This window comes from Bacillus cereus group sp. TH152-1LC, from assembly GCF_027710505.1.
In the GTDB taxonomy this organism is placed as follows: Bacteria; Bacillota; Bacilli; order Bacillales; family Bacillaceae_G; genus Bacillus_A; species Bacillus_A mobilis.
Map to the genome: position 1 here is coordinate 129,696 of NZ_JAQFNK010000013.1, position 19,442 is coordinate 149,137.

Genomic DNA, 19,442 nt, shown 5'->3' on the forward strand with positions numbered 1-19,442 from the left:
GATTAAGCTCGGTTTTTAAGCGATTATATTCCTCTTTTAAAAGGGACTTTCATTTAATACTGTGTAACCGCATTACCAATACCCCAAATCTCGTTACTATACTGTAAAATCGTTCGATCGCTCGCAAAATGACCAGATTGTGCAATATTTAAAATCGACATTTCTAGCCACTTCGTTCGGTTCTCATAAGCTCTACCAACATCTTCTTGCCTTTCCGCATATGGACCAAAATCTCGCAGAACGAAGTATTCATCATTTTGAATAACGAGAGAATCGTAAATCGCTTCAAATTCAGCTCCCGAATGTGCAAAGAAACCATTCGTTAACTGATCTACTACTTTTTTTATATGCATATTGTGGTGATAATAATCACTTGCACGATACCCACCATTTTGATAGTAATGAAGAACCTCTTCCGCCGTTAAACCGAAAATGAAACAGTTATCATCACCGACTCTGTCTTTTATTTCAACATTAGCACCGTCTAACGTTCCAAGTGTGATCGCACCATTCATCATAAATTTCATATTACCTGTTCCTGATGCTTCTTTACTCGCAGTTGAAATTTGCTCACTAACATCCGCAGCTGGGAATATATCTTCAGCTAAAGACACTCGATAGTTTTCTAGAAAGATAACTTTCATATATTGGCTTACGTACGGATCATTATTCACTTTCCTTGCGAGTTCATTAATTAATTTAATAATTTTTTTCGCATAATAATAGCCAGGTGATGCTTTCGCTCCAAAGATAAAAGTACGCGGATAAAATGTAAAACTAGCATCCTCTTTCAAACGGTTATACAAATATAAAATATGAAGAACGTTTAATAATTGTCGTTTGTAAGCATGCAGTCTTTTTACTTGCACATCAAAAATAGAATTAGGATCAATTGTAATCCCCATTTTATTATGAATACGCTCCGCTAAAATCTCTTTACGCTCTTGTTTTACCTCTGCAAATTTCTCCTGGAAGCTCGCATCATGTTGAACTAATTGCAGCGCTTGAAGCTTAATCGGTTCTTTCTTCCACTCTGTTCCAATCGCCTCTGAAATAAGGTTCGTCAGCTGTGGATTCGCCTTCATTAACCAGCGCCTATGAGCGATTCCATTCGTTTTATTATTAAACTTATCTGGATAAAACTCATAAAATAATCGCATTTCACGTTGCTTTAAAATTTCCGTATGAATTTTCGCTACACCATTAACGCTATGGCTACCGACAATTGCTAAATGAGCCATTTTCACAAGATCATGCGCAATAATTGCCATCTTTTCAATACGATGCCATTCATATGGATAACGTTCCCAAAGTTCATGACAGAAACGCTCATTAATCTCTTCAATAATCATATAAATTCTCGGTAATAACGGTTTAAAAATGTGAATTGGCCACTTCTCAAGTGCTTCTGATAACGTTGTATGATTCGTATAAGAAATCGTTTGCGTCGTTATGTGCCAAGCTTCTTCCCATGCTAGTTTTTCTTCATCTAATAAAATACGCATCAGTTCTGGAATCGCCAAAACTGGATGTGTATCATTAATATGAATCGCAATTTTTTCATGCAATTGACGAAGGTCACCATATCTTTCTCTATGCAGACGAACGATATTTTGCAAACTTGCTGATACGAGGAAATACTGTTGTTTCAAACGAAGTATTTTTCCCTCATCATGCGTATCATCTGGATATAAAAACTCCGATACCGCCTCTGTTTCACGCTTATATTTCAAAATATCTTTGCAATTTTGCGGGAAAGGCACTGGTTCAGCATTCCAAAGTCTAAGTGTGTTTACAGTGCTCGTTTCATAACCTACTACGGGAACGTCATATGGTACTGCCATGATCACTTCTGCATTCGTATGTCTGAACTCTAAACGTCCATCAATGTATAGCGGTTCAACATTACCGAAATAACTTACTTCTACAGCTTGATCATGTCTTCTTACTTCCCATACGTTTTCATAAAGAAGCCACTGTTCTGGAAATTCAACTTGATAACCATCAACAATTTTTTGATCAAATAAGCCGTGTTTGTAACGAATGCCACAACCATGACCTGGTAAGTTTAACGATGCAAGTGAATCAAGAAAACAGGCTGCTAATCGTCCAAGTCCACCATTTCCAAGACCTGCATCTGCTTCCACCTCTTCTAATTGTTGCAACGAAATACCAAGCTCAGAAAGTCCTTGCTCACATACATCCCTGATGCCTAAATTTAATATGTTACTTCCAAGCAAACGTCCAAGTAAAAACTCGATGGATAAGTAATACATTTGCTTTCGCTCTCCAGACCGATAGCTTTCGTTCGTTGCAATCCATTGACTATTCATATACTCACGTACCATGTATCCAAGCGTATTGTATTGATCACGAGTTGTAGAGTCTTTGAAACTTTTACCATACATCGTCTCTAACTTTTCTAGAAAAGCTGATTTGAAACTTTCAACATGAGTAAACATTTCTTCACCACCTACATGTTATTCCATGAGACTTTTATACAATTTCTTATAAGCAAGAGCTGATTTCTCCCAGCTATAATCTTCAGTCATCGCTTGTTTTACAAGCTGCTCCCATACCGGTTTATCATGATAAAATTCAATTGCACGACGAACTGTGTGCAACATGTCATGTGCATTAAAATTCGTGAAACTGAAACCATTTCCTTCTCCAGTTTCTTCATCATAAGATTGTACCGTATCATTTAATCCGCCTGTTTCTCTTACAATCGGAATCGTACCGTACGCTAATGCGATAAGTTGTCCAAGTCCACACGGTTCAAATAGTGATGGCATTAAGAATAAATCACTTCCCGCATATACTTGATGAGCTAATTCTTCATTAAATCCGATATACACTTTTACCTTTTCAGGATACTCGTATGCCATCCACTCAAAGAATTGCTCATATTCCGAATCACCTGATCCTAAAATAATACATTGTACATCTTCCTCCATTATTTCGCGGAATACAGTACGCACTAAATCAAGACCTTTTTGCTTCGTTAATCTCGTTACCATTGAAATAATTGGTGTATCTTCTTTTTCTGGCAAACCAAAATAACGCTGCAAAGCGCGTTTATTTTCATTCTTTTCCTCTAATGACTCTGCATCATACTGAGCAGTAATATACGAATCCGTTTCCGGATTATATACACTCGTATCAATTCCATTTACGATGCCGCTAAGCTTACCATTATTTTTTCGTAACAATCCATCTAACTTCTCACCGAAAAACTCATATTGAATTTCCTCTTTGTATGTCGGGCTAACCGCTGTAATTTGATCAGAAGCGATAATTCCACCCTTCATAAAGTTCACATTTCCATAAAACTCTAGCTGCTCACTATGAAAATATTCGTCACCAAGTTCTAACAAGTCGTACATCACTTCAGGAGGAAATACACCTTGGAACTGCAAGTTATGAATCGTATATACCGTTTTAATATGCTCGTATAATGGATTATCTTGATACTTTTCACGTAGTAAGAAATTCACCATAGCTGTATGCCAATCGTGGCTATGAAGAACATCCACTTCGAAATCAAGATGAGGAATACACTCTAAAACTGCTTTCGAAAAATAAGAAAAACGCTCTCCGTCATCATAATGACCATATAGAGAATCTCTCTTAAAATAATATTCATTGTCTATTAAGTAATACGTAATCCCGTCTTGCTCACCTTTTAAAATTCCGCAATATTGATTTCTCCACCCAAGCGGGACGTTAATTACTTTATGTAACGTACATCCATCCCTTAATTCTTGCGGAATAAGACTATAATTCGGGAGTATAATGCGAACGTCCACACCTAATTTCTTCAGCTCTTTTGGGAGCGCACCTGCTACATCAGCTAATCCTCCCGATTTAACAAATGGTACACATTCTGATACTGCAAATAAAATATTCACTTGTTGTCCCACTGCACGAAAAGCTTATACTACTTCCCTTGCAGCTTCCTCCCTTCGAGTTTTCATTTGAATGAATGCTTTAATCAGTGGAGGAAACCCCCCCACTGATTCTTTTAAGAATAACTATTAATCGTACTGTTTTGAACGCTTCCTTTTTCGATAACGTATGGCTCATCGGCGTTTCCTTTTAGCACAACACCATCACCAATTTTCACATCTTTATCAATAATAACACCGTCTATTATACAGTTATCTCCAATTTGGCTCTTTTGCATAATAATGCTATTACGAACAATTGAACCTTTCCCAATTTTAACAGAACAGGAAATGACACTATTTTCTACTTCACCTTCGATAATACTGCCGTTTGCAATCATTGTATTTTTTACGGCTGCACCCTTCAAGTAACGAGTTGGTGGTTCATCTTTTACTTTCGTAAAGATCGGTGCTTCTTTCTTAAATAATTGCTTCCAAATAGCCGGCTGCAAAATTTCTAAGCTATGTTTATAATAACTTTCAATCGAATCAATAATAGCTACATATCCTGTATGCTCATACGTAGCAATGTGCAGTGATTTTCCGCGCTTTTCTCTCACTACATCAAATAAACTGTATTGCTCCACATCTTTATATGTCTCAAATAAATCTAACAATAATTGTTTCTTTAACACGTATGTTTGAAGCGAAACCCCTTCATGGCAAACTTCAGTAATATCAGCTGCCGTATGTATATGTCGCTCTAACACCGCTTGGAAATTTAATGCTGTTACGAGATGGCTATTCGTAATAACAACGTATTCTTCTCTAGCTCTTAAAAAATAATCAATATGTCTTCTAAAATGTGCAAAAGAACCAAATTCATCTTGATCACATTGGCAATTTGGCGGGAATAAGAACAGTCCGTCTCTTTTTCTATCTAAATCCCACTGTTTTCCTGAACCAACATGGTCCATTAGTGAACGGTTTTTATGACTTGTAAAAACCGCTACACTATGAATATTAGAATTCACCATATTTGAAAGCATGAAATCAATGAGTCGATAACGGCCCCCAAACGGTAACGCCGCTAGTGAACGATGCCCTGTTACTTTCTTTAAGGAAGGAAAACTTCCCGTTGCATTAATAATTCCTAACATTTTTTCTCCCATTCATTTCATCCCCCTTTTCTATTTCCCTTCAGCAATGAGTACTACATCGTCGACATTTTTTTCTGGACGAATAATGGTTCCATCTTCAATAACCATTTCCGATCCAACAATCGCTCTTTCAATTACAACATTTTTACCAATTTTCGCTCCTGGCATAACGACAGAATCAATAACCATACTACCTTCTTCCACCGTCACCCCTTGGAATAACACAGAATGCTTCACGTCCCCTTCAATGACGCATCCTTCGTTAATAAGTGATTCTTCTACTTTTGCCTGTTCTGCAATATATTGAGGTGGCTCATTTGGATTTACAGAATAAATACGCCAATTACGATCGTTTAAATTAAGTGATGTTTCATCGCGAAGTAAATCCATATTCGCTTCCCATAAGCTTTTCACCGTTCCAACATCTTTCCAATATCCTTCAAACGGATACGCCATCAACTTCTTCCCTTCATCTAATAAAAGCGGAAGTACATCTTTTCCGAAATCATTACTAGATTCAGGATTTCTTGCATCCATCTCTAAATACTCTTTCAAAATTGCCCAGTTAAAAATATAAATTCCCATTGATGCAAGGTTACTTCTTGGAAATTGCGGTTTTTCTTCAAATTCTACAATCTCCATCTCTTCGTTCGTATTCATAATACCGAAACGACTCGCTTCATCCCAAGGCACTTCTATAACAGAAATCGAAACGTCCGCTTCTTTCTCCACATGGTAATCTAGCATTTTACTGTAATCCATTTTATAAATATGGTCGCCTGATAAAATCAGAACATACTCTGGTTCGTACTGACTTAAATAGTTTAAGTTTTGATAAATGGCACTTGCCGTACCTGTGTACCATTTCACCCCTGAAGACTCCGCATAAGGAGGTAACACTGTGACTCCACCGCTTACTCGGTCTAAATCCCAAGCATTGCCGATTCCGATATAATTATGAAGTTCAAGTGGTTGATATTGCGTTAAAATCCCAACCGTTTCAATACCAGAATTCGCACAGTTACTTAGCGTAAAATCAATAATGCGATATTTACCACCAAATGGAACAGCTGGCTTGGCTAAATTTTTTGTTAATGCACTTAATCGACTACCTTTTCCCCCTGCTAGTAACATTGCTACGCACTTTTGTTTTTGAGCCATCTTGTTTTTTGCTCCCCTTTCTCGTCTTCACTGGTCGTAATATGGATACGCCAAATGGTGGAATTGTAATTTCTACATGTGCCGCTTGATTATGATACGGTTCCTGAATCGTCTTGAGACGTTTCTTATTCACTTGCCCCGATCCGCCATATTGCTCAGCGTCACTATTTAAAATCTCGTTATAATACTCGAAATCTGGCAAACCTACTTTATAGTTTTCATATGTTGCTTTCGTAAAATTACATACGACAACTAACGCATCTTCTTGTTTATCCCCTTGGCGGATAAACGAGAAAATACTTTGCTCATGATTATTAGCATCTATCCACTGAAATCCTTCCGGTGAATGATCAAGCTGCCAAAGTGGTTTGGAGCGCTTATACAATGCTATGAGCTCTTTAAAGTAATCATGCATATAACGATGCATTTCAAAGTCATGTAAATTCCAATCTAAATCTTCAAGATCTTTCCACTCATCAAACTGCCCGAATTCTCCACCCATAAAGAGTAATTTCTTGCCTGGGTGAGTAAAGAAATATCCATATAATAAACGAAGTTGAGCAAACTTATCCCAGTAATCTCCTGGCATTTTATTTAATAACGACTTTTTCCCATGAACGACTTCATCATGAGAAAGCGGTAATATGAAGTTTTCAGAGTAAGCATATAGTAATGAGAACGTTATTTTCTCATGAATATGCTTCCTGTACTCAGGCGCACACTCCATATACTTCAACACATCATTCATCCAACCCATATTCCATTTGTAATTGAACCCAAGCCCACCTTCATACGTTGGAGCTGTTACAAGTGGCCAAGCTGTTGAATCTTCTGCCGTCATAAGAAAATCTTCATCTTCTGCAAACACCGCTTCATTTAACTCTCGTAAAAATGAAACAGCGTGCTCATTACTTTGCTCCTGTCCTTCTTTATTCCAGTACAGCATGTTCGCAACTGCATCTACCCTGAAACCATCAATGTGGAAATACTTCATCCAAAATAACGCATTTGAAATTAAGAAATTACGTACTTCCCTCTTCCCTAAATCAAAATTAACAGTTCCCCATACCAGGTTTTCTTGTACATCTATATCTTTATATTCATAAGTCGGTGTCCCATCAAACAAATATAAACCGTGAGCATCTTTACAAAAATGCCCCGGCACCCAATCTAAAATGACACCGATTCCATATTTATGACATTCATCGACAAAATACATCAAATCATGTGGCGTGCCGAATCTACTTGTCGCTGCATAATATCCCGTTCCTTGATATCCCCAAGAACGATCATATGGATGCTCAACAAGCGGCATAATTTCAATATGTGTAAATTGATGTTCCATCACATATGGAATGAGCTCCTCAGCCATTTCTCTGTAAGAATACAGAGCGCCATCTTCTTTCTTTTTCCAAGAACCGAAATGTAATTCATAAACTGTCATCGCTTCTTTATAAATCGATTTTTTCTTTTTCTTACGACTCCAGTTTTTATCATTCCATTCATATCCCTCTATATCAAAAACTACAGATGCCGTATTCGGTCTTACTTCTGCATATACTGCGTAAGGATCTGCTTTTAAAATCACGTTACCATCCATCGTTTCAATCGCATACTTGTATATCTCATTCTCTTCAATATGCGGTACAAACAAGGACCAAATCCCCTCTTCTGTCACTTGTAGCATCTTATGTTGCTCATAATTCCATTCATTAAAATCTCCAACAACACTCATTGCCCTCGCATGAGGAGCCCATACTGTGAATCGTACACCTCGCATCCCATCTTCCGTCACAATATGTGCCCCAAAGATGTTATAACTGTCATAGTACTTTTCTGTATGAAACTCATCTCGTTTCACTTCTTCACAATTTATTACATCCAATATGTTCACCTCACTAAGATGACAGAAATTTTTTACTCTTTATCATTTCTGCGAAAAACTTAAATATCCTTGTTATTTTTTAAAAAATATTCGTTTTTTTCTTTAATTTCGCTTAAAATATTCAAATTTACTGTGTAAAATATCGAATTTTGACGAATATTCATTGCAAGCGCTTCATTTTCTACTAGTCTTTCATCCTATTATTTATTTCTCAACCTTTATTTCATTAGATCTATCCTATTTTACTCGCTATTTATCACTTAAAATCGCAACAAAATAATCTGTCATAAAAAAATGTTTCTCAACATTTTTTGTCATAATTTTATTGAAATGGAAAATTCATAAGCATATACTTGTTCTCAATAAAGAACATTGACCTTTCGTAATTATAATTCATAGCGGACTACTATGTTTACTTATTTATCCTTGTTACGAACGGTCGCTATAAAAATTTAACTAGGGGGCTTTCTTATGTCATTAAAACAAAAGGTTGGAATGGGAGTTGTCACAGCTTCACTTGGCTTATCCCTTACATTCGGCGGTGTATTCGCCTATTTCAGTGATTCTGAAACATCTAGTAACTCATTTCAAGCTGGTACACTAGATCTTTCTATTAACCCAAGTGTAATTGTTAATGTGAAAGATTTAAAACCAGGTGATTTGATCGAAAGAAACTTCAAGCTTGAAAATACAGGGACATTGGATATTGCAAAAGTAGCACTTGAAACATCCTATGAAGTTACAGATGCAAAACAAAATAATGATGGTGAAGATTTAGGCGATCACATCATCGTCAAATTTTTAGTGAATGATGGAAAGCCATCTAATCCAAACGATGATCATGAAATTTTGTGGGAAACAAAACTATCAGAATTAAAAACTATGAAACCTGAGGATTTAGCTACTTCTCTAGAACGTCATAACTTAATAGATGGTATTAAATCTGGTGAAACAGATTACTTACACGTTCTCTTCTCCTTTGAAGACAACGACCAAGATCAAAATAAATTCCAGGGTGATTCCTTACAGCTAAACTGGACATTCCACGCAGAGCAAACACCAGGCGTGGAGAAATAATTTTAAAAATATAAATTATCGGAGGCCTATATATGAAAAAGAAAAATCGTTTTGTTACCGGAATTGTAACGGCTGGCGTTCTATTTTCAACTGCCCTTCCGTTCAATGTACTTGCTGAAAACCCTATTAATCAAATCGACTCTTCAAACGCCCAGTCTTTACTATCAAAACTTTCTAAAGAACAACGTCAGGCATTACAAACGTTAGATGCCAATCCTGGTTTTACTATTTCACCAGATATTAATACGAGTAGTTCCGAACAAGTAAATATCATTGTCGAATTTCAAACGGCTCCAGTAAAGATTAATGAATTAAAGCAAAAAGAAAAAGGATTACAAGCTGCTCCTGAAAATATAAAAGCACGTATTGATCAAGAACATGAGGAATTCCAAAAAGGATTAAAACGCCTTTATCAATTTAGCCCATCAGTAAAGTCAGGGAATTTCCAGTCTGTACAAATTAAACGTTCTTATAAGCATGCGATAAATGGTGTTGCGCTGACATTACCTGCAAATACAGTGGAAGAATTGTTACGAATTGGCGTTGTAAAACGTATTTGGAAAGATTACGAAGTGAAATTAAATTTACCAAAACAAGCAGAGCAGAAAGCACCTCAAAAACTAACAGATAGCATTCCGCAAATTGGAGTAGATAAGTTACATAGCGAGGGCATTACTGGAAAAGGAATTAAAGTTGGTGTATTAGATACAGGTATTGATTACAATCACCCTGACTTAAAAGACGTGTATAAAGGCTATCGCGCAAAACCGGGTGAAGATTCTAGTAAGGTAGACCCAAACTCCGTAAAAGGTTGGGACTTTATTAATAACGATGCAGATCCGATGGAAACAACTTATACCGAGTGGCAACAATCTGGTGCTCCTGAATTTGATAATCGTGGTTCTTCCTTCTACACTGCGCACGGTACTCACGTAGCAGGTATCGTTTCTGCTCAAAAGAAAAACAAATCAGATTCCGCAGTAAAAGGTGTTGCACCTGACATTGAACTATATAACTATCGTGTACTCGGTCCTTACGGAAGCGGAGATAGTTCTGGTATTATCGCTGCAATCGATAAATCTATTTCTGACGGTATGAACGTCATTAACTTATCTTTAGGTGATGATAGCAATAATCCGCTTGATCCAACGTCTATCGCTGTTAATAACGCGATGCTTTCTGGTGTTGTTACAGTCGTTGCTGCTGGGAACTCTGGTCCAAATCCAGCGACACTCGGATCACCAGGTGCTTCTCCATTTGCTATTACAGTTGGAGCAAGTGATAGCTCTATTTCCTTACCGAAACTATCAGGTCATGCCGGACAATTACAATTCCCTAACCTAATTTTATTCGGCAAAAACTTCACTGATAAAATAGAAGATTTCAAAGGACAATCTCTACCTATTGAATCTGTCGGAATCGGTACTCCTGACGAGTTTAGTAAAAAGGATGTAAAAGGAAAAATCGCTCTCGTTGCACGTGGTACAATCTCGTTTGATGAAAAGATCGCAAATGCGAAACAAGCTGGTGCAAAAACAGTTATTATTTATAACAATGTGGATGGAGAAATTCCTTACTACATTGGCGAAAGCACAAAATACATTCCAGCATTCCGCCTAACGAAAGAAGATGGCGAAAAACTAAAAGCTCAAATTGAACAAGGCAAAACATCCTTAACTTTCGATGAAATCAATTACATTCAAACAGAAGGCGATCATCTTGCAGACTTTAGCTCACGCGGCCCAGTTACATCAAATGATGATATTAAACCTGATATTACAGCACCTGGTGTTGCGGTACTTTCAACAGTACCTGAATATATTAACGACCCGCAAGAAGGTGAAAACTACGATGTTTCCTATGAACGTATGCAAGGAACATCCATGGCTTCTCCACATATTGCTGGTGTTGCTGCTCTTATTTTGCAAGAGCATCCAGAATACTCTCCATTCGATGTAAAAGCGTCTCTTATGAACACAGCTGATGATTTAAAAGAAAAATATTCCGTATATGAAGTGGGAGCTGGACGAGTAGATGCTTATAACTCTGTTCATACGGAAACAAGTTTTAAAGTGTTAGATACGACAAAAACAATTGTAAATGATGAAGTGATTGAAGTACCTGAAGAAACTGGATCCATTGCATTCGGTAAGTACTATCAAAAAGACGGGGAATCTCTTGAACAAAAACGAAAAATTAAAGTTGAAAACCGCAATAAACAAGAGAAGAAAGAATTTAAAACAGAAATTTCTTATACACCAGCATCTTCTGCTATTAACGATGCTACCGCAAACGGTGTAAAAGTTTCTACTGCTGAAACAATTACAATTGATGCTGGCAAATCAGATGAAATTGAAGCAAAAATTAATATTCCAGCTGGTGCAAAGCAAGGCCGATATGAAGGATACATCCATATTACAAATACGAAAAATAAAGAAGAAACGTATCAAATTCCATTCTCTATTCGTGTATCAGAACCTGGTATTGAAAATGCACTATTATCAAGAAAAACAATCTCAACTGATACATCTAAATTCAATCCATACCGTGAATCGTATTTGCACGGGGCATTCCAATTAAACAGCGAACTGGAGACGTTAGATCTTATCGTGAAAGATTCGAAAACAAATAAGGCTCTCGGCTTCATCGGAACATTAAACACGAGCGGACTAAAAACGGACGTGTATTACTACTTAGATTCATTCTTTAACGGCAGAGTATATCCTTTTACAAATGATCCTGCAAAACCAATTGGGGATGAGAAAATCGACTTACCAGAAGGTGATTACACAATTGAATTTGTTGGCTATGATAAAGCCGGAAAAGCACGTGTGAAAGGTGATTATGTCGTAATTGATAATACACCGCCAGAAGTGAAATTAACCGGATTACAGCCTGGTATTTATGAATTAAATGAAGAAAACTATACAGTAGAAGACGGTAAAAAAGCACTATGGATTAAAGGAAATGTATATGATTCTAACGTTGACTACTTAAGAGGAAAAGGATTAAACATTACGCAAGAAGCGAACGGCGTTATGTACTATGACTATTCTCCATACTTACACAAGTTTTTACCTATTACGGAAAATGGTGACTTTAAAGTGGGCATTACACCTGATTCCTTTAAAACTGAAGGTCCAATGAATACAGGCGTATATATTTTCGATTATGCAACTGCAGGCCCTGACTACCCGAGCGGTGTAAATAACTATTGGTTCATCCCGCAAGGTGCTCAATATGCGAAAGCTAGTTATGATAAAAAAGAATTATATAAAGATGATGAATTTACTGTGACGCTAAATGCCAAACATGTAAAACAATTTGTGTCTGGAGAATTTAAAGTAGAATTCCTAGAGAAAAACTTCAAATTTGCAAATGCGAAATTGAATCCTGCTTTTGAAAAACTCCTTTCCGAAAAAGGGGTAACGGCAAAAGTAAATGAACCGAAACTAGAAGAAGGATCTGTTACAGTAGGCGGAGCTATTGATGATAAAAACTTCGCCGGATTAGATGGTGACTTCCCGTTCATTGATGTAACTTTCAAAGTAGTAAATGATGAATTTTATGAAGCAAATGCTCAATTAGATTTAGCAGTGTTCGCTTACTGGAAGCAAGGTCAATCAGAGCCAAACAGAATGCGTGTACTTCAAGATCAAACATTCTCAGTGATGTCATTAAACTCATTCGTAGAAGGTAATATTAAACCTGGTGCATTCTTAAATGAACGTGGCTATTTAGATGAAAAATTCGATTATACAAAGCTTGGCGTAAAAGTATATGCAACAGATTCTTACCGTCATAAGTTCGAAGGCTCACTCGATAAATACGGTTACTTCAAACTAAATGGACTTCCTGTTAATAAACGCGACTACAACTTATACGTAGAGGTTCCAGGACATTTAACAAGCCGACTAACAACGAAATTAGATACTGAAAAAGATGGTAAGCTACTTGGCCAATATTACTATGCACGCTTTGATGAAAACCTTGCGGGTGATGTAAATGGAGATAAAGTAATTGATGTGAAAGATGCAGAAATTATCGCTAACAACTATGGTAAAAAAGGACTATCTGTGAAAGACGGCGACCTTAACAAAGATGGCATTGTCGACGAAAAAGATATTCGCTTCGTTGAAAAGAACTTCTTGAAGAAAGGTCCAGATGCATCTAAATCACAAACACCTGTTGAAAAATCAAAAAGCGGGACACTGGCAGATATTTTAAAGAAATTAGGATTAACGCCTAAAAAATAATAATAAAGAGCACTCTATATAAAGTAGAGTGCTCTTTTCTATAAACGACCCTAATCCAGCAAAAGGGGTATATTGGGGATATACAAGGGAAACCGGAAAAGGAATTTATATTAAGTTATATAAAGTGAAACTTTAATCAGTGGGGGGTTTCTTCATCCCCCACTGATTATTAGCCCTCACCAATCGGACTTTTATGGGCAGTTGATCCCCCACCTAACTTCTTTGCTTTCGCTGAATTTTGAGGGGGGGTCTTACTGCCCATTAAAGCGGGATAAAAACTCAGAGGTAGGAAGCAGTTTCCCGCCTCTGAATTATTTAGCAATTATTATAGTACTGGTGCCATTGTTTCTTTTAATACTTTTACAGAATGAGCGAATTTCGCTTTTTCTTCTTCGTTTAACTCAAGTTCTACGATTTCACGTACACCTTGGCGGTTAATAACAGCTGGAACACCTACGTAAGCATCTTTCTCACCATACTGACCTTCAAGGTATGCAGATACAGTTAATACGCTGTTCTCGTTACTTAAGATGGCTTTAGTTACACGAAGTAGTGACATACCGATTCCGTAGTAAGTTGCGCCTTTACGCTCGATAATATGGTAAGCTGCATCACGAACATTTTCAAAGATTTTATCTAAGTCTTCTTGATTGTATTGCTCGTTGTTAGCTAAAATTGTTTCTAGTTTTTGTACACCTACAGTAGCGTGGCTCCATACTGGAAGTTCAGTGTCACCGTGCTCACCAACGATGTAAGCATGAACGTTACGTGGATCTACATCTAAGTAGTCACCTAACATGTAACGGAAACGAGCAGAGTCTAAAGTAGTACCAGAACCGATTACGCGCTCTTTTGGTAAACCAGATTCTTTCCAAGTTACGTAAGTTAGAATGTCAACTGGGTTTGTTGCGATTAAGAAGATTCCATCGAATCCGCTATCCATAATACCGCGAACGATTTGTTTAAAGATCTTTGTATTTTTCTCAACTAAGTCTAAGCGAGTTTCGCCTGGCTTTTGTGGTAATCCAGCTGTGATAACAACTAAATCTGCATCTTTACAATCTGCATAGCTACCGCTCCAAACTTTTGTTGCTGCTGGAGAAAATGGTACCGCATGGCTTAAGTCCATTGCTTCCCCTTCTGCTTTTGCTTCATTAACATCTACAAGTACGAATTCTTCAGCTACACCTTGGTTAATCATTGAGTAAGCGTAACTACAACCTACAGCTCCTGTTCCTACTAATACTACACGATTGATACCTTTTTTCATGTTAATTTCCCCTCTCTATTGTTCACATCTATTTTTTATGATTGTTTAAGTAATTAATTAAAATACTAATTTAATGTTGTTTAACTTCTTTACATTCATATTGTAGCACGTATCATTGTGAATTACTTCACAAATTATGACCTATTTGTGAACTTTTTCACACAGAGTGTAAAGTTATTAAATCAAGTATGAAATCAATCTCAATGGAGACGTTTTCTTTAGATTGTGAATAAAAAGATTGTGATTTTATTATTCCCTATAACTAAATTCAATTTCTATAATTAAACTAACACATTATCCCCGTATAAGCTGGACGTCAGTTAGCCTATATAGCATACGGTGAAATAAATGAATTAACCTATACTTTAACACCTCCCTTTTAACCATTACTGTATATAAAAAAATATCCGTTAAAATTAAGCGTTCTTTTCTAGTAATAAACCATCCAATATAAGTGATAGGCTATGCAAAGATTTAGACAACTGCATCTCTGCATCTTCAGAATTCGCAATCCAACAAGCAAGGTCCACTAATCCGCCATTTATGAATCTTGCTAAAGCTTCACAGTCCGTCTTTGCAATAATAGAGTCCTTCATTAATTGCTGAAGCATCTCGGCCATCGTCGCTAAACATTGTGACTGGGATGATTGATAATAACTATTTCCTAATACTGCTGGTGCATCTCGAAGTACGATTCGCTGAATTTCTGGATTAAGTGCCATCGTTAAATACGCACGACAACGCCCAACAAATCCTTCCCATTTTCCTTCCGCCTCATCTGATACTTCCCCCAATTTATTATCCATTTCCATGTCAATTTCTTTTACAACCGCTTCTAACAATCCTTTTTTATCACCAAAATGATGATAAATTGCACCACGTGTTAAACCGACAGATGCTGTAAAATCATCCATAGACGTGTTTACATATCCAACTGTACCAAAAGCCTCTCTTGCTGCACTCAGCAATTTAGCACGTGTTTCAGTAATCATTTCTGCTCTCGTTTTTTTAACCATCTTTTCCTCCTATTTCTATTCATTCTCTTTATTCAAAATAAATCGCATTATAGTATCGTTCTCTATGTAAAAGAATAATTCCTTTGAACGTCAGCTCTCTATCCAGAGATAAAACATTTCAATTGACATACGCATCGTATGTTAATATGATATTGGCATACGGTGCGTATGTCAATTATTTCTAGCTTACAAGATAATATAACTTCTTAGCCATACACTACATTGACTCACTGTCCCTTTTTATAGAAGGTATGAATGAAACAGAGGAGGAGTTAAAAGAATGAAGAATGTATATGTAAACGTCAAATACTTTGGTGATTATTATGTTTAATTCCTACCGTGAAATTTTCAGTGCTCCTGGTACAAAAGGATTTTCATTAGCAGGATTTATAGCTCGGATGCCCATATCAATGATGGGCATTGGTATTGTTACGATGTTATCTCAGTTACGTGGGGACTATTGGCTTGCTGGAGCTGTCGCTGCCACCTTTACATTATCATCAGCTTTACTAGCTCCTCATATTTCTCGGATGGCCGATCAATTAGGGCAATCTCGCATACTTCTTCCGACTACAGGTATCAGTGTTTTCTTTACGATCCTCTTACTTCTATGTACGAAATATGAAGCTCCTTATTGGACGCTATTTCTATCCGCCTTATGTGCAGGGTGTATGCCCAACATGTCAGCCATGGTGCGTGCACGTTGGACTAAACTATACCGTGGATTCCATAAATTGCATACAGCATTTTCTTTCGAATCGGTCGTCGACGAAATTTGCTTCATAATTGGTCCTGTATTATCTGTCAGTTTAAGTGTTATGTTCTTTCCAGAAGCAGGACCACTTTTATCATCTGTTTTTCTCACAATTGGGGTATGCCTATTCACCATGCAAAAAAGCACAGAACCGCCTGTACACCCTCACGACATTACAAACAAAGGAACAGTATTTAAAATTGGTTCTTTGCGAGTACTAGTATTCACACTCATTGCTATAGGTACTATCTTTGGCACAATAGATGTCGTTAGTGTAGCTTTTGCTGAACATCAAGGAAACACGGTAGCTGCTAGCTTTGTGCTTTCTGTCTATGCAATCGGTTCCTGCCTTGCAGGTCTAATTTTCGGTACGCTTAAACTCAATACTCCACCCTATAATCAGTTTTTAATAGCAGTCACACTTTCCATGATAACAATGCTGCCACTAGTTTTCGTGAACACTATTACTTGGCTAGTAGTTATTGTTTTCTTTGCAGGGTTATCAGTCGCTCCTACTATGATCATTACTATGGGGCTTGTGGAAAAAATCGTACCTGAATCAAAAATAACCGAAGGAATGACTTGGGCAATTACAGGACTTGGAATTGGAGTCTCCCTAGGATCAGCGATAGCTGGTTTAGTTATTGATAACTTTGGGGTCCGGATAGGATTTAGTGTGGCTATTATAGCAGGAGGCCTTGCCTTAACTATTGCACTTTTAGGATACAAAACTCTTCACTCCGCATATAGTCATGCTGTTATGAAACCGGATGGCCGCTCAGCAGAGAGTTAAAACATCAAAAAGTAGGATTACCTTTTCATATTCATAAGAAAAGGTAATCCTACTTTCATTCATATAACTTTCTAAAGTTTATTATTTATAATCCGCAGTAGCCCCTAACACAGCGGCTTTTACATAATTTTGACCGTTTAACTTCTGTAAATCCGCAGCTGTTCCTGTTACAACTACTCCAATTACTTTTACATCCTGCTCACTTGGTTTTGTTTTCTTTCCTTTTAGGTAGTCATATATACGTTTATATTCCTCATAATACTTTCCCTTTTGCTCCAGTCCATTTTGAATTGCTAAAAGAAAGTCTTTTTCCGTTCCATTTCCAAATTCAATATCACCTCGTTTTGCTTTAAAACCGTACACCTCATAAGCACTTTGAGTAACATCATCTAAACGATATGATTTTTTATCATAATATGTATCTACCCAGTACCAAACAGGATGCACCCCTTCTGGAAGTATCTCTTTGATTTTAGATACTGTATATGGTTTATCAAAGGATATAGCCAATTCAGCTACTTTCTTTTCATCTTTTATTTTCTCTATATCATTTATATAACTATTATATGAAGTAAATGGTAAATAAAACTGTATCTCTCTTTCCATCGTTTGATTATTATACAATTCACTTGTTTTATTAATACGTTCATTCCCTACTACAACATTATCAGCTATCGTTAATGGATTTACATTTGATAATCGGCGAAATGTATTCCAAACTTTATACTCATACACTTCATCTTCCCACTTAACAGGTTTCCCTTCAATCACCTTATACGCTTTATACTCTACTGTGCTTTTAAATAAACCATTAGAAGTAATTGCTACGCCTCTTTCCGTATTAGGTCTTGTAATTTGTCTTATCATATTTAAATCCTGATCCATCTCTGAGTAAGCTCTATTATTCAATTGTGAAATTCCTATTATAAAACCGAAGAATAGAACAATAAAAAGTGAAATCGAAATTACTATAATTTTTAATAGTTGTCTTCGCTTCGCCTTCTTCAACATTTTTGATACTTTACTTGATTCTATATCAAAATCAAACTCATCTCTGCTCATCTTCAAACCTCCTATACAGCTTTTTAAACTCATTACGAGCCCTATACAATGAAACACGCACGGTCTCTTCTTTCATCTCTAATACGGTTGCTATTTCCTTATATGAGAGTTCATAGTCATACTTTAATAAGAGAATATGTTTATATACTGGATTCATCTTTCCAAGTATGCTTTGTATTTCTACTTGAAGCTCTTTCCTTAAAAGCGGTTCATCTAATCCTTTTGATCCGATTAATTGAACAGATTCAATTGGAATTTCTTCAATACGCTTTTGCCTTCTTGCTAGATCATGATGCCTATTAATCGCAACTTGAAATAACCATGTTTTTATATGCTTAATTTTCATATTTGGTATAGATACTAACGCTTTATGTATCGTATCTTGAACGATATCCTCCGCTTCTACTGGTGTCACTCCAATTTTAAGTAAGTATCTATAAATGCTTTTAGATGTTTCTATAATTACCTTTTCATACTCCATCGCTCTCTCCTTTCTATTAGTTAGACGATTCAAATAGAAAAAAGTATACAAGAAATCCATAAAAAAAAGCAGACTATCCAAAGTCCACTTTTACACAACAAAAAAGAGATAGCAGATTATGCTATCTCTTTTAGTATGACCCGTACGGGATTCGAACCCGTGTTACCGCCGTGAAAGGGCGGTGTCTTAACCACTTGACCAACGGGCCAGTTCTGGCAGAGAAGAAGGGATTCGAACCCTCGCACCGCGTTCGCGATCTACTCCCTTAGCAGGGGAGCCCCTTGAGCCACTTGGGTACTTCTCTATAATATGGCTCCGCAGGTAGGACTCGAACCTACGACCGATCGGTTAACAGCCGATAGCTCTACCACTGAGCTACTGCGGAATAATATATATGGTGGGCCTAAATGGACTCGAACCATCGACCTCACGCTTATCAGGCGTGCGCTCTAACCAGCTGAGCTATAGGCCCATAATTGAAAAGCGGGTGAAGAGAATCGAACTCTCGACCAGAGCTTGGAAGGCTCTTGTTTTACCACTAAACTACACCCGCATAAAATTGTAAATGGTGAGCCATGAAGGATTCGAACCTTCGACCCTCTGATTAAAAGTCAGATGCTCTACCAACTGAGCTAATGGC

General features: G+C 37.0%; 12 protein-coding genes and 5 tRNA genes. 3 read left to right on the plus strand and 14 right to left on the minus strand.

The window, feature by feature from the left end:
- Nucleotides 1-53 precede the first annotated feature (53 nt).
- The 5 genes from glgP to glgB all read right to left on the minus strand — a co-directional run bounded on the left by glgP (nucleotide 54) and on the right by glgB (nucleotide 8,093).
- Nucleotides 54-2,462: a glycogen phosphorylase gene (gene glgP, locus PDL00_RS23870; RefSeq protein ID WP_270731507.1), complete on the minus strand. Its 2,409-nt coding sequence runs from the start codon at nucleotides 2,460-2,462 to the stop codon at nucleotides 54-56.
- A gap of 18 nt (nucleotides 2,463-2,480) precedes the next feature.
- Nucleotides 2,481-3,911, minus strand: a complete 1,431-nt coding sequence (glgA, locus tag PDL00_RS23875; protein ID WP_242255724.1) for a glycogen synthase GlgA — start codon at nucleotides 3,909-3,911, stop codon at nucleotides 2,481-2,483.
- Between the two features lie 113 nt (nucleotides 3,912-4,024).
- Nucleotides 4,025-5,059, minus strand: coding sequence for a glucose-1-phosphate adenylyltransferase subunit GlgD (glgD, locus tag PDL00_RS23880; protein ID WP_270731510.1), 1,035 nt, complete (start codon nucleotides 5,057-5,059; stop codon nucleotides 4,025-4,027).
- Between the two features lie 18 nt (nucleotides 5,060-5,077).
- Nucleotides 5,078-6,208, minus strand: coding sequence for a glucose-1-phosphate adenylyltransferase (gene glgC, locus PDL00_RS23885; RefSeq protein WP_061679986.1), 1,131 nt, complete (start codon nucleotides 6,206-6,208; stop codon nucleotides 5,078-5,080).
- On the minus strand, nucleotides 6,156-8,093 hold the full coding sequence (glgB, locus tag PDL00_RS23890) for a 1,4-alpha-glucan branching protein GlgB (protein ID WP_242255730.1): 1,938 nt from the start codon (nucleotides 8,091-8,093) through the stop codon (nucleotides 6,156-6,158). Before glgB ends, glgC begins: the two co-directional genes overlap by 53 nt.
- Nucleotides 8,094-8,564: 471 nt before the next feature.
- Here glgB and PDL00_RS23895 point away from each other — a divergent pair, with 471 nt between their 5' ends.
- Nucleotides 8,565-9,170 carry a CalY family protein gene (locus PDL00_RS23895; RefSeq protein ID WP_242255732.1) on the plus strand — a complete coding sequence of 202 codons (606 nt, stop codon included), beginning with the start codon at nucleotides 8,565-8,567 and terminating at the stop codon, nucleotides 9,168-9,170.
- 32 nt (nucleotides 9,171-9,202) lie between these two features.
- Nucleotides 9,203-13,426 (plus strand): S8 family serine peptidase, encoded by a 4,224-nt coding sequence (locus tag PDL00_RS23900; RefSeq protein ID WP_270731515.1) that lies wholly within the window; start codon nucleotides 9,203-9,205, stop codon nucleotides 13,424-13,426.
- 325 nt (nucleotides 13,427-13,751) lie between these two features.
- Here PDL00_RS23900 and PDL00_RS23905 read toward each other — a convergent pair whose 3' ends face one another.
- Both PDL00_RS23905 and PDL00_RS23910 read right to left on the minus strand, forming a co-directional pair.
- Nucleotides 13,752-14,696 carry an L-lactate dehydrogenase gene (locus tag PDL00_RS23905; protein ID WP_088232905.1) on the minus strand — a complete coding sequence of 315 codons (945 nt, stop codon included), beginning with the start codon at nucleotides 14,694-14,696 and terminating at the stop codon, nucleotides 13,752-13,754.
- A 416-nt stretch (nucleotides 14,697-15,112) separates the two neighbouring features.
- Nucleotides 15,113-15,712, minus strand: coding sequence for a TetR/AcrR family transcriptional regulator (locus PDL00_RS23910; protein ID WP_270731519.1), 600 nt, complete (start codon nucleotides 15,710-15,712; stop codon nucleotides 15,113-15,115).
- 323 nt (nucleotides 15,713-16,035) lie between these two features.
- Here PDL00_RS23910 and PDL00_RS23915 point away from each other — a divergent pair, with 323 nt between their 5' ends.
- Nucleotides 16,036-17,259: an MFS transporter gene (locus PDL00_RS23915; RefSeq protein ID WP_270731522.1), complete on the plus strand. Its 1,224-nt coding sequence runs from the start codon at nucleotides 16,036-16,038 to the stop codon at nucleotides 17,257-17,259.
- An 81-nt stretch (nucleotides 17,260-17,340) separates the two neighbouring features.
- On the opposite strand, the gene PDL00_RS23920 is transcribed toward PDL00_RS23915, so the two are convergent.
- The 7 genes from PDL00_RS23920 to PDL00_RS23950 form a co-directional block, all read right to left on the minus strand.
- Complete coding sequence (locus PDL00_RS23920) at nucleotides 17,341-18,321, minus strand: anti sigma factor C-terminal domain-containing protein (RefSeq protein WP_270731524.1); 981 nt, start codon at nucleotides 18,319-18,321, stop codon at nucleotides 17,341-17,343.
- Complete coding sequence (locus PDL00_RS23925; RefSeq protein ID WP_270731526.1) at nucleotides 18,308-18,802, minus strand: RNA polymerase sigma factor; 495 nt, start codon at nucleotides 18,800-18,802, stop codon at nucleotides 18,308-18,310. Before PDL00_RS23925 ends, PDL00_RS23920 begins: the two co-directional genes overlap by 14 nt.
- 136 nt (nucleotides 18,803-18,938) lie before the next feature.
- Nucleotides 18,939-19,010, minus strand: a tRNA-Glu gene (locus tag PDL00_RS23930).
- A gap of 5 nt (nucleotides 19,011-19,015) precedes the next feature.
- Nucleotides 19,016-19,106: transfer RNA gene (locus tag PDL00_RS23935), tRNA-Ser, on the minus strand.
- Between the two features lie 6 nt (nucleotides 19,107-19,112).
- Nucleotides 19,113-19,187, minus strand: a tRNA-Asn gene (locus PDL00_RS23940).
- A 10-nt stretch (nucleotides 19,188-19,197) separates the two neighbouring features.
- Nucleotides 19,198-19,274 (minus strand) — tRNA-Ile (locus tag PDL00_RS23945).
- 10 nt (nucleotides 19,275-19,284) lie between these two features.
- Nucleotides 19,285-19,355: transfer RNA gene (locus PDL00_RS23950), tRNA-Gly, on the minus strand.
- Nucleotides 19,356-19,442 lie beyond the last annotated feature (87 nt).

What these genes read in the sequence shown, in the direction of transcription:
- PDL00_RS23910 (WP_270731519.1), bottom strand. Translation starts at nt 15,712, where the DNA reads ATGGTTAAAAAAACGAGAGCAGAAATGATTACTGAAACACGTGCTAAA.
- PDL00_RS23900 (WP_270731515.1), top strand. Translation starts at nt 9,203, where the DNA reads ATGAAAAAGAAAAATCGTTTTGTTACCGGAATTGTAACGGCTGGCGTT.
- PDL00_RS23905 (WP_088232905.1), bottom strand. Translation starts at nt 14,696, where the DNA reads ATGAAAAAAGGTATCAATCGTGTAGTATTAGTAGGAACAGGAGCTGTA.
- PDL00_RS23915 (WP_270731522.1), top strand. Translation starts at nt 16,036, where the DNA reads ATGTTTAATTCCTACCGTGAAATTTTCAGTGCTCCTGGTACAAAAGGA.
- glgC (WP_061679986.1), bottom strand. Translation starts at nt 6,208, where the DNA reads ATGGCTCAAAAACAAAAGTGCGTAGCAATGTTACTAGCAGGGGGAAAA.
- PDL00_RS23925 (WP_270731526.1), bottom strand. Translation starts at nt 18,802, where the DNA reads ATGGAGTATGAAAAGGTAATTATAGAAACATCTAAAAGCATTTATAGA.
- PDL00_RS23895 (WP_242255732.1), top strand. Translation starts at nt 8,565, where the DNA reads ATGTCATTAAAACAAAAGGTTGGAATGGGAGTTGTCACAGCTTCACTT.
- glgD (WP_270731510.1), bottom strand. Translation starts at nt 5,059, where the DNA reads ATGGGAGAAAAAATGTTAGGAATTATTAATGCAACGGGAAGTTTTCCT.
- glgP (WP_270731507.1), bottom strand. Translation starts at nt 2,462, where the DNA reads ATGTTTACTCATGTTGAAAGTTTCAAATCAGCTTTTCTAGAAAAGTTA.
- PDL00_RS23920 (WP_270731524.1), bottom strand. Translation starts at nt 18,321, where the DNA reads ATGAGCAGAGATGAGTTTGATTTTGATATAGAATCAAGTAAAGTATCA.